The 13,999-nt window shown below is 52.3% G+C and carries 18 protein-coding genes; 12 read left to right on the forward strand and 6 right to left on the reverse strand.

The features are described 5' to 3' along the window. Positions 1–27 precede the first annotated feature (27 nt). Positions 28–255 carry a Txe/YoeB family addiction module toxin gene (locus HZS80_RS08245; protein WP_179915779.1) on the reverse strand — a complete coding sequence of 76 codons (228 nt, stop codon included), beginning with the start codon at positions 253–255 and terminating at the stop codon, positions 28–30. 311 nt (positions 256–566) lie between these two features. Between HZS80_RS08245 and HZS80_RS08250 the strand changes: the two genes are divergently transcribed. The 3 genes from HZS80_RS08250 (at position 567) to HZS80_RS08260 (ending at position 1,946) form a co-directional block, all read left to right on the forward strand. Continuing rightward, positions 567–1,172 (forward strand): porin family protein, encoded by a 606-nt coding sequence (locus HZS80_RS08250; protein ID WP_179915760.1) that lies wholly within the window; start codon positions 567–569, stop codon positions 1,170–1,172. 313 nt (positions 1,173–1,485) lie between these two features. Then, positions 1,486–1,695, forward strand: coding sequence for a hypothetical protein (locus tag HZS80_RS08255; RefSeq protein ID WP_144408605.1), 210 nt, complete (start codon positions 1,486–1,488; stop codon positions 1,693–1,695). Between the two features lie 26 nt (positions 1,696–1,721). After that, positions 1,722–1,946, forward strand: coding sequence for an addiction module protein (locus tag HZS80_RS08260; RefSeq protein WP_035559392.1), 225 nt, complete (start codon positions 1,722–1,724; stop codon positions 1,944–1,946). Positions 1,947–2,283: 337 nt separating this feature from the next. Here HZS80_RS08260 and HZS80_RS08270 read toward each other — a convergent pair whose 3' ends face one another. Further along, positions 2,284–3,105 carry an aldo/keto reductase gene (locus HZS80_RS08270; RefSeq protein ID WP_179915762.1) on the reverse strand — a complete coding sequence of 274 codons (822 nt, stop codon included), beginning with the start codon at positions 3,103–3,105 and terminating at the stop codon, positions 2,284–2,286. Between the two features lie 232 nt (positions 3,106–3,337). On the opposite strand from HZS80_RS08270, the gene HZS80_RS08275 reads away from it, so the two are divergent. Further along, positions 3,338–3,559 carry a VF530 family protein gene (locus HZS80_RS08275; protein WP_035559405.1) on the forward strand — a complete coding sequence of 74 codons (222 nt, stop codon included), beginning with the start codon at positions 3,338–3,340 and terminating at the stop codon, positions 3,557–3,559. A gap of 185 nt (positions 3,560–3,744) precedes the next feature. Continuing rightward, the gene (locus HZS80_RS08280) at positions 3,745–3,915 is read left to right on the forward strand and encodes a hypothetical protein (protein WP_179915763.1); all 171 of its coding nucleotides are present in this window, start codon (positions 3,745–3,747) and stop codon (positions 3,913–3,915) included. 49 nt (positions 3,916–3,964) lie between these two features. Here the strand turns inward: HZS80_RS08280 and modF are convergent, their stop codons facing one another. Next, a complete protein-coding gene (modF, locus tag HZS80_RS08285; protein ID WP_179915764.1) occupies positions 3,965–5,482 on the reverse strand; it encodes a molybdate ABC transporter ATP-binding protein ModF in 1,518 nt (505 codons plus the stop codon). 117 nt (positions 5,483–5,599) lie between these two features. Continuing rightward, the gene (ilvC, locus tag HZS80_RS08290) at positions 5,600–7,072 is read right to left on the reverse strand and encodes a ketol-acid reductoisomerase (protein WP_008958262.1); all 1,473 of its coding nucleotides are present in this window, start codon (positions 7,070–7,072) and stop codon (positions 5,600–5,602) included. A 230-nt stretch (positions 7,073–7,302) separates the two neighbouring features. Between ilvC and ilvY the strand changes: the two genes are divergently transcribed. The 5 genes from ilvY to HZS80_RS08315 all read left to right on the forward strand — a co-directional run bounded on the left by ilvY (position 7,303) and on the right by HZS80_RS08315 (position 11,631). Further along, a complete protein-coding gene (ilvY, locus tag HZS80_RS08295; protein ID WP_179915765.1) occupies positions 7,303–8,181 on the forward strand; it encodes an HTH-type transcriptional activator IlvY in 879 nt (292 codons plus the stop codon). A 124-nt stretch (positions 8,182–8,305) separates the two neighbouring features. Beyond that, positions 8,306–8,668 (forward strand): MliC family protein, encoded by a 363-nt coding sequence (locus HZS80_RS08300; protein WP_179915766.1) that lies wholly within the window; start codon positions 8,306–8,308, stop codon positions 8,666–8,668. 201 nt (positions 8,669–8,869) lie between these two features. Then, the gene (locus tag HZS80_RS08305) at positions 8,870–10,489 is read left to right on the forward strand and encodes a BCCT family transporter (RefSeq protein WP_179915767.1); all 1,620 of its coding nucleotides are present in this window, start codon (positions 8,870–8,872) and stop codon (positions 10,487–10,489) included. Continuing rightward, a complete protein-coding gene (locus HZS80_RS08310) occupies positions 10,461–10,946 on the forward strand; it encodes a universal stress protein (RefSeq protein WP_179915768.1) in 486 nt (161 codons plus the stop codon). The genes HZS80_RS08305 and HZS80_RS08310 overlap by 29 nt, the downstream gene beginning before the upstream one ends. A 142-nt stretch (positions 10,947–11,088) precedes the next feature. After that, on the forward strand, positions 11,089–11,631 hold the full coding sequence (locus HZS80_RS08315) for a flavin reductase family protein (protein WP_179915769.1): 543 nt from the start codon (positions 11,089–11,091) through the stop codon (positions 11,629–11,631). 157 nt (positions 11,632–11,788) lie between these two features. Here the strand turns inward: HZS80_RS08315 and HZS80_RS08320 are convergent, their stop codons facing one another. Beyond that, positions 11,789–11,938 carry a CopG family antitoxin gene (locus tag HZS80_RS08320; protein WP_179915770.1) on the reverse strand — a complete coding sequence of 50 codons (150 nt, stop codon included), beginning with the start codon at positions 11,936–11,938 and terminating at the stop codon, positions 11,789–11,791. Positions 11,939–12,031: 93 nt separating this feature from the next. Here HZS80_RS08320 and HZS80_RS08325 point away from each other — a divergent pair, with 93 nt between their 5' ends. Further along, on the forward strand, positions 12,032–13,348 hold the full coding sequence (locus HZS80_RS08325; protein WP_179915771.1) for a diguanylate cyclase: 1,317 nt from the start codon (positions 12,032–12,034) through the stop codon (positions 13,346–13,348). 90 nt (positions 13,349–13,438) lie between these two features. Then, the gene (locus HZS80_RS08330) at positions 13,439–13,765 is read left to right on the forward strand and encodes a pentapeptide repeat-containing protein (RefSeq protein WP_179915772.1); all 327 of its coding nucleotides are present in this window, start codon (positions 13,439–13,441) and stop codon (positions 13,763–13,765) included. Here HZS80_RS08330 and HZS80_RS08335 read toward each other — a convergent pair. Then, a partial coding sequence (locus HZS80_RS08335) for an IS30 family transposase (RefSeq protein WP_179915773.1) occupies positions 13,758–13,999 on the reverse strand: 242 nt, incomplete at its 5' end. The genes HZS80_RS08330 and HZS80_RS08335 overlap by 8 nt on opposite strands.

Consider the following 13,999-nt stretch of genomic DNA (forward strand, 5'->3'; position numbering starts at 1 on the left):
CGGACGCCACTGTGTTTCGCCGTTAAATCAGTAGTGATATCGAAGCTGGGCGATAAGCAAAGCGTCATCCGTGACTTTGTAAACCATTCGGTGTTCTTCCTTGATTCGTCGAGACCAATAACCGGCGAGGCTGTGTTTAAGAGGCTCTCGTTTGATCTCTTTGATGAGCTTGTTGATCCGGTTAAGAACCTTCTTGTGGGTTTTCTGCCAGTACAGAGTGCCTTCCCAGGCGTTCTCGGAGAAGAGGAGCTTTATTCAAGAAGTTCCTCTTCTGACCACCACTTCGCTCCAGTTCGGCAACACTGCAATGCTCGCCATATTGATGAACCGTTTTCGGCTCTGAGTCGATGACCGAAGCGCCTCTACCTTGGGATAGAGGAACTTTCTTGCAACAAAAGTTTACTTTTCGTAACCGAGTCATCCTTGTTGTCGAACAGTGTTCTTCCTATGTTTGATACGTGTGAATCAAACGACTATCACCTTGCGTGAATCAAGGCAGGATCGCCTTTCAATATCATGACGATTCATAGAATCTTTCATAGCAAGTCGTCACAAGGAGAATACACGTGCAGCTCAGAACCTTACTTACTGCCTCGTTTGCCTCTACCGCTCTGCTCGCCACGGCACCGTCGGCATTCGCCGCACCCAATGCTGATGGACTCTATCTGGGCATCGGTACTGGTTTCAGCTCGTTGGAGAACGACGACGACGAAGTCGGCGATTTCATCTCCGATGGTGCCGAAGACTTTGATCTGGATGATGAAGAAGACAACGGCTTTAAAGGTTTCGTCGGCTACGAATTCAATCCTTACTTCGCTACCGAAATCTTCTATGCCGATCTTGGTCGTACGCGCCTGAGGGGTAATAGTGACGCCAATACCGATTTGGAATCCGACGCCTACGGGGCGAGTCTGGTCGGTCAATTGCCCATCACCTCCTGGTTTACCGCCTTTGCCAAGGCCGGTGTGGCCAAGTGGCAAACCAACGTCGACGGTAACCTTGGCGGTGCTAGCGTTGATCTTGAAGATCAGGACGGCACCGATCCGGTCTACGGTGTTGGCGCGCAGTTCAACTTCGACCCCTTCCTGGTCCGTGCCGAATACGAGCGCTACGACTTCGACAGCGACTATCAGATCGACTCCTTTACCGCATCAGCCGGTTTCCGCTTCTAACCGTCAATTTGTTTTGCCATGTGCGATATCAGCGCCGGGGCGAGCCCCGGCGCTGTCGTTTTATCTCGTGCAATCCTTGCATACTTCCAGGTGGCACGCCGCCAGCGTTGCTAAGGCGCTTTCCTCAGCTCGCACCGGTGTTACCCGGCAATCTATTATTAAGGTTCGGTTGGTTGGGCGTTTTCAGATAGAAGCTGCTAACAAGCCGCTTAATGGAAACGCAGCAAGCGGAACACATTAGCGTTATTACAAGATACGGGAGCAGGTGATGCCAGGAGTGGAAATCCTGTAAGCGACCAGTGAAGATTCGGCTTTGATCCCTAAGTTTGTCGTGGAGCTGGCAACTTATGAAAAAGCAGAACATGAAATATTAGCGACCGTCGCGGATATAGAAAGTGCTTTATTTGGCGGTAATACGACGTCAAGGCTGTTATCTGTTATTTCAGTAACGAACCTATTAGCTTTGCCGTTTGATGCGAAAAACCAATGCATGGCAGCCTTTACCCATCCATGTCAAAATTAAGGGATAAACGAACGAGAGGTTTCACCATGAATCTTCAAAGCATTGAAGACGAGGCGCTTCATCTCCCTAAAGAGCAGCGGGCCCAGTTGATACAGCGATTGGTTCTTAGCCTGGAATCTCCATCAGATGAAGAGCTTAGGTCTGACTGGTTGCTTGAGGCTCGTCGAAGAGCAGAAGAGCTCGATAGTGGCGCGGTTCAAGCTGTGTCCGGTGATGAAGTCATGAAAAAGGCTCGAGCGCTCATTAAATGAAATATGCCTTTCACCCGGCAGCGGAAGCAGAGTTTCTGGAATCAGTCGGTTACTATGAATCGAAGCTTCAAGGCTTGGGTAATGCCTTGATTAAGGAATTTGAGGCTCTTGCCGAATTGATTGGCGAGTCACCAAAAGGCTGGCAGGTCGAATTAGAGCCAGACATTCGCAGAGCCCCGCTTCACCGATTTCCGCTATCCATCGTATATCGAGAACAACCACGCGTTTTTCAAATACTAGCCGTTGCCCATGACCGGAGGCGGCCCCAGTACTGGCTTGATAGGCTCTAGAAAAAGCGTTTACGGCGGTCGTTGTAACCGCCGTAAATAGCGCGCCCTCACACTATCTGCAAAGACTGCTTACGCGTTGGCGAGGGATAGGCGGCATCAATCTGTGCCAAATCCTCTTCGTCGAGCCTGACGTTATCTGCCTTGGCGTTCTGTTTGAGATGCTCCAGATTCACGGCTTTAGGAATAGCAATCACACCGGGGTGGCGCAGTGCCCAGGCGAGGGCGACTTGCGCGGGAGTGGCGGTGTGTTTGTCGGCGATGCGTTGCAGGGCGGCGTCATGCAGTAGCTCGCCGCCTTGCCCGATGGGGCAGTAGGCCATAAGCGGCATGTTGTGTTGTGCTTGCCAGGGCAGCAGGTCGTATTCAATGCCGCGTGCTTCGGGGTTGTAGAGCACCTGATTGGTGGCGCAAGCGGGCGCGTCGAGCTCGGCTAGGTCGTTAGTGTCGAAGTTCGATACGCCCCAGCGCAGGATCTTACCCTGTTCGCGCAGCCGCTCAAAAGCTTCCACTGTTTCGCTCAGCGGGTACTGGCCGCGCCAGTGCAGCAGGTAGAGGTCAATCGTATCGGTACCCAATCGGCGCAGGCTGCGCTCGCAGGCGGCTTGAACACCCTCTTTGCTGGCGTTATGGGGGTAGACCTTGCTGACCAGATACACCTCATCGCGCCGGTCACGGATCGCTTGGCCAACAATCTCTTCAGCGCCGCCCTCGGCATACATCTCTGCGGTATCGATCAGCGTCATGCCCAGATCCAAACCTTCACGCAGTGCTCTGACCTCAGCCTGCCGCTGTCCGGCATCCTCGCCCATGTGCCAAGTACCCTGGCCTATACGGGGTACGCTGTCTCCGCCTAGCTCAATCGTCTGCATATTGCTCTCTCTATAGTATTAGGCATCAATGTGGCTCCCCAAGGATCAAATATCGCTTCAGAAAAATGACGTTGGAGGTACGCTTTTACCGTCTGATGCGTAAAATCAATGCATGGCAGGCGCAGTCGACTTCCATTCCGGCTGCGCTTTCTTAAGCTCCTCTGGTAATCTAAGTTATTGGTAGCCTAGCAGTAATGGATAAGGCTTTGACAATGACACTGGGAATGACTTGATGAACCATCCGCAACCTAATAACCCTTTGCATGGTTTAAGCCTCGAAACGATATTAACTCGCTTGTTCGAGCGTTACGGCTGGGCTGGCTTATACGAAGAAATCAACATCAACTGCTTCTACAGTGATCCTTCCATCAAATCCTCGTTGAAATTTTTACGTAAAACACAATGGGCGCGAGATAAAGTTGAAGCGCTGTATATTAAGACGTTTGCCGATTAATGCGGCAATATTGATCCATGAGAAGAAATCGAGGGCTCCGCGTTTTCAGCGAAATTGCAAAAGGCTGAAGGAGGTTACGGTCATGTGGAATAAGGCACTATAAATCGCGCGATCCAAACCAAGCACAGTCCGTTGTTGAAGGGGTGCTTGGCGAATCAATTGTCGTTATTTAGCGGGTAAATGTCATGTCGAAGAAAGTAGTCATGTTTGAATACGAGAAAGAAACCAAAAACAGCGTGCGCTATAAGGAAGTGCCTGATGCAGGAACGGCGCCTATTGTGGGCACGCTGTATGTTCAGAAATGGTTTGCTGGTGACAGCAAGTCTATTGAGGTAACGATAGATAAAAAAGACTAGCTGGCTGGCCATTTTTTAATATCGTTACTGCTGTTAACTATTTGAAAAATTAGTGATTCTTTTCCAGCGCTAAATAATGCTCGATGCCTGAGATCTGGTCTTCCGCGTGGTGGTTGACGTAGAGCACGGTGGTTTCTGAGCCTTGGCAGATTTTTTCGATCAGGGCGAGGACGAGTTGGCGGTTGATGTCGTCCAGGCCAAGGCAGGGTTCATCTAGAATCAGCAGGGGCGGATGTTTGACCATGGCGCGGGCAATGAGCAGCAGGCGCTGATCGCCGTAAGAGAGCTTGTTAAACGGCTGGTCGGCGCGGTCTTGCATGCCCAGTAGTGCGAGCCACTGGTCGGCAATTTTTTTCTGGCTGTCGGTGGACTTGGTGTACATGCCGATGCTGTCGTAGAAGCCGGAAATGATCACGTTTTTGCAGCTGGTGCTCACCCTGTATTCCCACTGCAGGTTAGTGGAGACATAGCCGATAAACTGTTTAACCTGCCAGATGCTTTCGCCGTTACCACGCTGGAAACCAAACACTAAAATATCGTTGGTATAGCACTGCGGATGGTCGCCGGTGATCAGCGATAAAACGCAGGTTTTGCCGCTACCGTTAGGGCCGCTCAGTTGCCAATGTTGGCCCCGTTCTATCGTCCAATCGAGCTTATCGACAATCACCGTGTCGCCGTACTGGATGGTCGCTTGGGTTAGTTTGACTAATGGCTGGCTCGGGTCGAGAGCGGGGAGCTTATTGGTGGGGTCGGCCTCCGGCACGCTTAGGTCGGTGGTTTTCAAATGCAGTAATTGGTAGAGCTCGTTGAAGGCGGCGTCGTCCTGACGGTCTACCGTGAGCTTCAGGCGGCCTTTGTCTCCACGCTGTTTACCCGAACGCTCTCTATCCCCCCGTTCTTTATCCTTACGTTCTTTATCTAAGTAGGCCACATGGGTGATGAAGTCTGGCATTTCATCAAAGCGGTTCAGCACCATGACCATGGGAACGGTGTCGATGAGTGAGGCTAGGTGGGCTTGCAGCATGGCGAGGGTGTCGACATCCAACCCATCGAACGGCTCGTCTAAAATAAGTAGATCAGGCTTGTTGGCCAGCGCGCGAATCAGCATGACTTTGCGGGTTTCGCCGGTGGAAAGTTTGCGGAACGCGCGATCGAGCAGTGTGCTTAGGCCAAACTTTTCGACCAAGGATTGGGCGAGTTCAGTGTCTTGGCAATGATCGAAAATCATTTCACTGACGGGGGTGCCGAGTGAGATGACGTCCATAATGTCGGCGTCGTCTTTCTTCAACTCTTGGGCGATGAGCTCCGCCTGGACTTCAAAGGAGACGATTTCCACGTTGTTGGGAAGGCCTTGAATGCTTCCGCCCTGAATGTCACCAATACCCGCGAGCGCAGCCGCTAGGGCGGATTTGCCTGAGCCATTGGGGCCGGTGATCACCCAATGTTGTTCTGGCGTAATGGTCCAGTCAATCTCGCGTAGCGTGAAACGATCATCAAAGCTGACCGTCGCTTTTGATAGGCGGATACGGTTTTGGTGAATATCATCTAGGCGGGTTAACGAATCCATTACTCTCTTCCTTGCACTGTTCGAGGAACCAAAAAGCCGAGCATATCGTGATGATATCTCGGCTTTTTTGATGGCCTAGGTGTTGAAGACCTGAACGTCTATCGGTTAATCAGACGATTAAACGATTTTTTTCATGTCAGCCATGTAGCCACGAAGAACCGAGCCAACGGCTTCTACGGGGTGTGAACGAAGGGCGGTGTTAACTTCGATCAACCGTGCGTTATCAACGCCGTTGTCGTCCAGCGAAAGCCCTTTGCCGATGACGTCGGACTTGATGCCTTTCATAAAGTCTGCCAATAGCGGTACGCAGGCGTGGTTGTAAAGGTAGCAACCGTATTCTGCGGTATCCGAGATAGTCGCGTTCATTTCGTACAACTTCTTACGCGCGATGGTGTTCGCGATAAGCGGCGTTTCGTGTAGCGACTCGTAGTAAGCAGACTCAGCGATGATGCCCGCCGCTGTCATGGTTTCGAAAGCAAGCTCAACGCCCGCTTTCACCATTGCTACCATCAAAATGCCGTTGTCGAAGAACTCTTGCTCAGTGATTTCGACATCACCAGCGGGGGTTTTCTCGAAGTTGGTTTCAGCTGTTTCGGCGCGCCATTTTAGCAGGTTCGCGTCATCGTTCGCCCAGTCTTCCATCATCGTTTTAGAGAAGTGGCCGCTCATGATGTCGTCTTGGTGCTTGTTGTACAGCGGACGCATGATGACCTTTAGCTCTTCAGAAAGATCGAACGCTTTGATCTTCGCTGGGTTAGAAAGACGGTCTAGCATGTTCGTTACGCCGCCGTACTTCAGCGCTTCGGTGACTGTTTCCCAGCCGTATTGAATCAAACGTGAGGCGTAGCCCGGGTCGATACCTTCTTCGATCATCTTGTCGAAGCACAGCAGTGAGCCCGTTTGCAGCATGCCGCAAAGGATCGTTTGCTCACCCATCAGGTCTGATTTCACTTCCGCGATGAAAGAGGACATCAGTACGCCCGCTTTGTGGCCGCCAGTACCGACCGCGTAGGCTTTGGCGAGCGCAAGGCCTTCGCCTTTAGGGTCGTTGTCTTCGTGAACAGCGATCAAGGTGGGAACACCGAAACCGCGCACGTATTCAGCGCGAACTTCAGACCCTGGGCACTTCGGTGCCACCATGATGACGGTTAGGTCATCGCGAATTTTCATGCCTTCTTCTACGATGTTGAAACCGTGAGAGTAAGACAGGCAGGCGCCTTCCTTCATCAGCGGCATCACTGCGTTCACTACCGAGGTGTGCTGCTTATCGGGTGTGAGGTTCAAAACAACGTCTGCAGTGGGGATCAACTCTTGGTAAGTACCTACTACAAAACCGTTTTCAGAAGCGTTTTTCCAGGACTGGCGCTTTTGCTCAATGGCTTCCGGGCGCAGTGCGTAAGAAACGTCCAGGCCGCTGTCGCGTAGGTTCAAACCTTGGTTAAGGCCTTGTGCGCCACAGCCGATCACCACCATTTTTTTGCCTTTTAGCGCTTCGACGCCATCAGCAAACTCGACGGTGTGCATGAAACGGCATTGCGCAAGCTGAGCCAATTGCTCGCGAAGCGGTAAGGTATTGAAATAATTAGCCATCGTTAGCTTCCTGATTTTGTGATCAATGTGTCGATGTAAGGTACACCGATATTAAAAAGGGTGACGCCGTCGCTAGTGGTGGGCGCTAGCGCTAGGCGAGTAGGGGTAATGTATACAAGTACGACTCTTTCTTAAATTGATATATTTGCAATAACACGTCCCATTTTTCGAAACGGTCGGTTAGTATTCGGGCACCGCCATGAACGCAGTCGCGGAGCGCCGACATTATTATGAATATTAAACTCTTAAAGCAGTTCCTCGCCCTGGCAGAAACGCTGCATTTCGGGCGCGCCAGCGATGAGTGCCATATCAGTATTTCTGCGCTGTCGCGCAACATTCGTCATTTAGAAGACGAGCTGGGTGTGCCGCTGTTTAATCGCGACAACCGGACCGTGGCGTTGACCCAGGAAGGCCAGAAGTTTCTTAAATACGCGCGCGATACCAGCAGCCAGTGGAACTTGATCCGCCATGAGTTAACCGACAACGCTGATCAATTAAGCGGTGAAATCAGCTTGTACGGTTCCGTCACCGCGAGCTACAGCTTTCTATACGAGCTGCTGCGCCGCTTTCGTATTGCCTATCCTGCGATTGAAATAAAGCTGCGCACGGGAGATCCGGAACACGCGATTGCGCATGTGCTGGACGGTAAAGAAGACCTCAGCATCGCGGCACGCCCCGCCAACCTACCTCGCGGGTTAGCCTTTAAGCCCATTGCGACGTCGCCGCTGTTATTTATTGCCCCACTTGAGCAGCAAGTGCCGAATGTTCCCACGACCTCGCCAACCGCATCGGAAGAGTGGGCGAATATTCCGATGATTTTATCCGAGAGCGGTGTCTCAAGAGCGCGTGTGGACGAATGGTTTCGCCAACGCGATATCGCCCCGCGCATTTATGCACAGGTGACGGGAAATGAGGCGATTGTGAGTATGGTGAGCTTGGGCTTCGGCATTGGCGTGGTGCCAAAAATTGTCCTCGATAACAGCCCCTTGATGGATCGTATTCGGGTGCTCGACGTGACGCCGGAGCTGGAACCCTACGATATTGGCTTATTTACGCTGAAGAAAAACTTAAAAAATCCGCTGGTCGATGCGTTTTGGAGCTTGATGTAAGGCCTGGAGATATCTACGAAGCCTGGGGCGATTCTGATTGCCGCTCGAAATTGAGGTTTTCTGCAGTCTCGTTAAACTACGCATCACTACTCGTTACACGACATATTAAGAAACGGAGGCTCGTATGAAAATTCTTGTTCCCTTAACGTTAGCTTCAGCACTGCTCGTTATGGGTTGTGCTAACTCTCCGCAGGATAAGGTAGATGCCCAAGCGCCTGAAGCGGCAGCGTCTTCCGTGCATAGCTATCAGTGCGAGAGTGGCGAAACGATTGCTGCCACCTACCCCTCTAGCGACTCGGCCCTGGTCCACTACAAGGGTAGTAACTACACCATGCAAATCGCGGTTTCTGGCAGTGGTTCGCGTTACGTTGGCGGCGGGTTCGAGTGGTGGACAAAAGATTCCGGCCCTGGGTCTGAGGGCACACTTTTCCGTCATATGGCTGATAACACTTCTGGTGAAAGCATTGAGTTTTGCACGGAATCCTGAGAGCGGTCTAACCATTCACTCAAGCCGAACCCCTTCGCGGGTTGGCTTAATCCAGGCGCTAGGTTCTCGTGCCTGCGCCCTCTGTTGATCTAAACTTCGAGTAATTACTTGCGCTTGAATTGATCTCTGTCCCGTCGCTAGTTGGCGTGTGTGGTAGCGTAAGGCTTCTTGTAGATTTCTTCTGAAGAAATGGAGGCTCATGTGCTGGAACGACTGCAACGCCGATTGGGACTGCAGATTATACCGGGGGTGTTTTTCACCTCTGCCGGTATAGCCGCACTTTTCGTCGCCCTGGCTGTCCCGTTCGACGAAGGCGTTGCTGAGTGTTTCGGACTGCTCACTGGCTGGGTGGCGCGTAACCTGGGCTGGTTCTACATCCTTTCCGTTAGTGCCTTATTGATATTTCTGCTCGGCCTGGCATGCAGCCGCTATGGCAACATCCGCCTAGGCGCTGACGACAGCCGGCCTGATTACTCCAATCTGACCTGGTTCACCATGCTGTTCGCCGCCGGTATCGGCACTATCCTGATGTTCTGGGGCGTGGCGGAGCCGATCTCCCACTTCGCCCAGCCGCCTTTTGATGGCGTGCAGCCGGGTTCGGCGCAGGCGGCTAGCGATGCCATGACCATAGCGCTTTACCACTTCGGGCTGCACACTTGGACCATCTTTGCCATGCCGGGGCTGGCTATTGCTTATTTTTCCTATCGCCACAACCTGCCCATGCGTATCAGCAGCCTGTTCTATCCCATCCTGGGAGAACGGGCGTTCGGGCCTTGGGGCTGGGCGGTGGATGTGATTGCCGTGTTAGGTACTCTGTTTGGGGTGGCAACCTCGCTGGGCCTGGGCACCCTGCAGCTTAACAGTGGCCTGGACTATCTGTTTGGTGTGCCTTCCAGCGGTTTGGTCCAGGTCATCCTGATTGCCGTCATTACCAGCATCGCCGCCACCTCGGTGGCGCTGGGGCTGGACAAGGGTGTGCGGCGTCTCTCCCAGCTCAATATTGTGCTGGCTATCGCACTGCTCGCGTTTGTTTTCATCGTCGGCCCCACCGTATTTATTGCCGAGGGAATGGTGCAGAGCGTGGGTGATTACTTCGATGCGCTGCCCCGGCTGGCGTTCTGGACCGAGACCTTCAAGGATACCGATTGGCAACGGCAGTGGACCCTGTTTTACTGGGCCTGGACCATCTCCTGGGCGCCCTATGTCGGGATTTTCATTGCCCGGATTTCCCGTGGGCGGACTATTCGTGAGTTCGTCGCCGGTGTTTTGTTTGCGCCTACGGCGTTTACCCTTGTGTGGTTCGGCGTCTTCGGATTATCTGCCATTCAGGTAGAGATGAACGGCCAGATAGCCCTCGCCGAGCAGGTGCAGCAGGATCCTTCCGTGGCCATTTTTGCCTTCTTGGAAGCCCTCCCGCTATCGGAGCTGGCCTCAACAATGAGTGTGATTATCATCGTCATTTTCTTTACTACCTCCTCTGATTCCGCTTCGTTAGTCATCGATATGCTCACTAGGCGTGATGACCAGCCTTCGCTAGTGCGCCAACGGATCTTCTGGGCTGCCGCCCAGGGTGTGATTGCCGCCACCCTGCTGCTGGCCGGTGGGCTGGATGCCCTGCAAAACGTGATTACCTCCCTTGGCCTGCCGTTCTGCATTCTTCTGATATTTATGGCAGTGGCACTTTTCAGAGCACTCCGGGCAGATTATCGGGGCTACAGTATGAATGAGTTGGTGCGGGGAAAAGCTTTCCCGAAAGTGGTGGCCACCTCTGAAATCACACAGGAGAACGACCATGTATCGGAAACTGTTGATCGCCATTGATCCAGAAGACGACGGCGAGGCCAAGTGTGCGCTGGAGTCGGCCATGACTCTGCTGGCCGAGGAGGGTGAGCTCCACCTTGCCAGCGTTTACAGCCCGGGGGGCGGTGGGTTTTTCCCCCACGTTACGCAAGAGTCGCCGGAGCAGAAAGAGGCCGAGGTTGGCAAAATACTTGATCTGCTGGTGCGCAAATATTTGCCGTTGAATCGTCGCGCGAGCCTGCATGTGGTGGCGGGCAGCGCTGGTGAAAAGCTGGTGGGCCTAGCGGGCCAGCTCTGCGCTGACCTGATGATCCTGGTATCCCGTGGTAGTAGTGGTCACTGGCCCCTGCGCCGGGCGACGGTGGAATATGTTTCGGTGAATGCCCCGTGTCCGGTACTTGTGTTGCCGTCGCTGGAGAAGGCCGGCCCTCAGAAAGCCGGCGAAAAGGCCACTGACCCGCCGAACAACCATCATTGATCAGGTGGGAACATAGACGGGTGACCACGGCGGCTCTACAAAACGATGGAAGCGACGCTATTCGCTAACTGGCGCTCTTCATCTTAGTATTGGCTGGCTTACCACCGGCCACCAAGCTTGGTATGACTATGGGGGTACACTCATGCATTCGTTGAGCCTGAGCAAGACGTTTACGCTGATTGAATCAGGGCCTGTGGTTCTGGTGACCACCCATGATGGGGAGAAAGACAACATCATGACTATTTCCTGGACCATGGTGATGGATTTCACGCCGGTATTTGCTATCACCACGGGGGGATGGAATCACTCTTTCGCGGCGTTGCAAAAGAATCGCGAGTGCGTCATTGCAATTCCCTCCGTCGACCTACTGGATAAGGCGGTTGGCATAGGGACCTGCTCTGGCGCAGACACAGACAAGTTTGCCAAGTTCAAGCTTACACCGATGCAAGCCAAGCTCGTCAGGCCCCCTTTGATCAAGGAGTGCCTCGCCAACATTGAGTGCAAAGTCATCGACATTGTTAAACAGCACAACATTGTTGTGTTAAAAGCGGTTGCCGCATACATCGATACCGCTCGTAAGGAGAGGCGCACGGTTCACGCTGTTGGTGACGGAACGTTCATCGTCGACGGGCATAAAATTGACCGCAAGAAGATGATGGCCTCTAAACTCCCACCGGGAGTTTAGCGTTCATTGTCTAGTCACGGGGAAGTCTTGGGGGCCAACATTCAAGGCTCGGCGGCGTTCATCTGGTCGCTCAGCTTTGGCTTAAACGTGTATGATCAATCACGATAAATTTCCAGGCACTGGTCAAGCAGCTTTACGCCACGAGCCGTTTAACAACTCAGGATGCGCCACTGTCTTTTGCGGTTGATGGCTTCAACTTCGGCAAAGAAGCTGGTTTTACTTGGCTCCCGTCCAGGTAGTCGGAGAAATCGTGGGCTTCCCAGAATTCTCGATTTCCCGCTAGCGCCACACGGTAGATATAGGCCATTAAAACATTAACGGGAGCCTACTTTATGCTTGGGGAATACGTTTTAGCGCACCAAGAGGCATCAATCGCCTGGATAGAGGTTTCGAAGCTAACATGAGCACGACAAAAAAGATGCCGGCATTCTGGCGGCGGCGGTCGCTGAGGTTCTGGCTGGCGACGGGCATGGTGATGAGCATTTTACCGATTTTTGCCTCTGCGGTGGCCGGTTACCTTCTTTATCATCAAACGATCATTAAGCCTCTCGTCGAAGTCTCCTCGAAACAGCAAAGTATTTTGCAACCATTGCAGAATATGCAGTTGTCGCTTTGGGACGTTTCGCAGTCGGTCATCGACTTTGCGATCGACGGCGAAGTCCAGCGCAAGACTGCCTACAGGAGCGAGGCGGAACAGATCGATACGAACTTTGCCAATCTCTCCATCGCCATGACGGCCCGAGGGCTGGCCGTGCGGGATATTAATGAGGCACAGCACGAATGGCGAGCACTATCGACCGTTTCAAACACCATCCTGTCGGGCGGGTTTCAGCAGGTTGATCCCGTCGTAGGCGAGCAGGTCGAAGAATTCGAAACGCGGATCAACCGCCTGGGTCACCAAATTGAAACGGTTCGTGACGCCGTGCGTAGTAAAAACGACCGAATGTACGAACAGGCGTTGGCCAGTCTGACACTCTCGGAGCGATTGGTGGCGCTTGGTTTTGTCGTTTCGATCATTGGCGCGCTTCTAGGAATCATGATCATCAATCGTTCGCTTGTCAGCAGTATGGATCAATTGGCGGCCGGTGCCATGAGCGTTGCCATCGGCGACCGCGACCATCTAATAGAAATCCAAATCCCCCGTGAACTGACGAGTGTGGCCGATGCTTTCAACCTGATGACGAAGCGAATTCGCGAACAGGAAGACGTTCTGGAACATATCGCTAGAACCGATGGCTTGACCGGTCTATATAATCGGCGAGAGTTCGATCGCATACTGGCCGAGGAGCTTCAGCGCGCGAAGCGATACGATAGACCCGTCAGCCTGATTATCGGTGACATCGATCATTTCAAGAAATTTAACGATACCCATGGCCACCAGGCGGGGGACGAAGCCTTGTGTGTCGTCGCCCACGAGCTAACGGAAAATCTGCGTGAAACGGATAAAGCGTGTCGGTTTGGCGGTGAAGAGTTTGTGGTGGTTCTTCCGGAATGTGATGCGAAAACCGCACGTCAGGTGGCGGAACGGATAAGGCTCGCCGTCGAAGCAAGAGTTCTCCAACTTGATGGAGATCAGACGGTAACGTTAACCATTAGCTTGGGTGTTGCCACGTCGCCCAATAACGGCGAGACGCCCAAAACCTTGCTGAAAAGCGCCGACTCGGCTCTGTATAAATCCAAAGAACATGGCCGCAACCGGGTAATGTCAGCGGTGTGAGAGAAGCAGCGTACCCGCAACGAAAGCAATAAGGGTGCTATTTTTGTCTAGCCATTGAGCGTTATGCACCTCAAGATACGGAGAGGTTTGATGGAACTGAAAGGAAAAAGCGAATACTGGTCAGAGAGTTTTAAAGATTTAGATTTCTCTGGTGTAGAGATATTTTCGAAAGGGTTCGATAGCTGCATATTTGAAAAATGTAATTTTAGCGAAGCGACGTTTAATAGATGCAATTTTGTTGATTGTGAATTTGCTAATTGTAATTTAAGCGTCGTAAAGATGGAGTACAGTAAATTTTCTGATGTTTGTTTTAGAGATTCAAAGTTAATAGGTGTTGATTGGACTAAAGCTGCATGGCCTCGATTGATATTCAGCTCTCCCGTTAAATTTTATAACTCAATACCTGAATTCAACTAATAAGTGCAGCACCTGCGGTTTCTAGTGCTCCTGAGTATTCACCTAAGAACACCTGGGCTGGGGTTCGGTATCCCAGCCGCTTCCTTGGTCTATCGTTTAGCTTATTGACGACACTTCGTAGCTCGGCATTGGTCACTTTGCGGAAGTCAGTACCTTTAGGAAAATACTGCCTAATCAGACCATTGGTGTTTTCATTAGTACCACGCTGGCATGAGCGGTACGGGTCGCAAAAAT

This window comes from Vreelandella glaciei (assembly GCF_013415125.1).
Classification (GTDB): domain Bacteria; phylum Pseudomonadota; class Gammaproteobacteria; order Pseudomonadales; family Halomonadaceae; genus Vreelandella; species Vreelandella glaciei.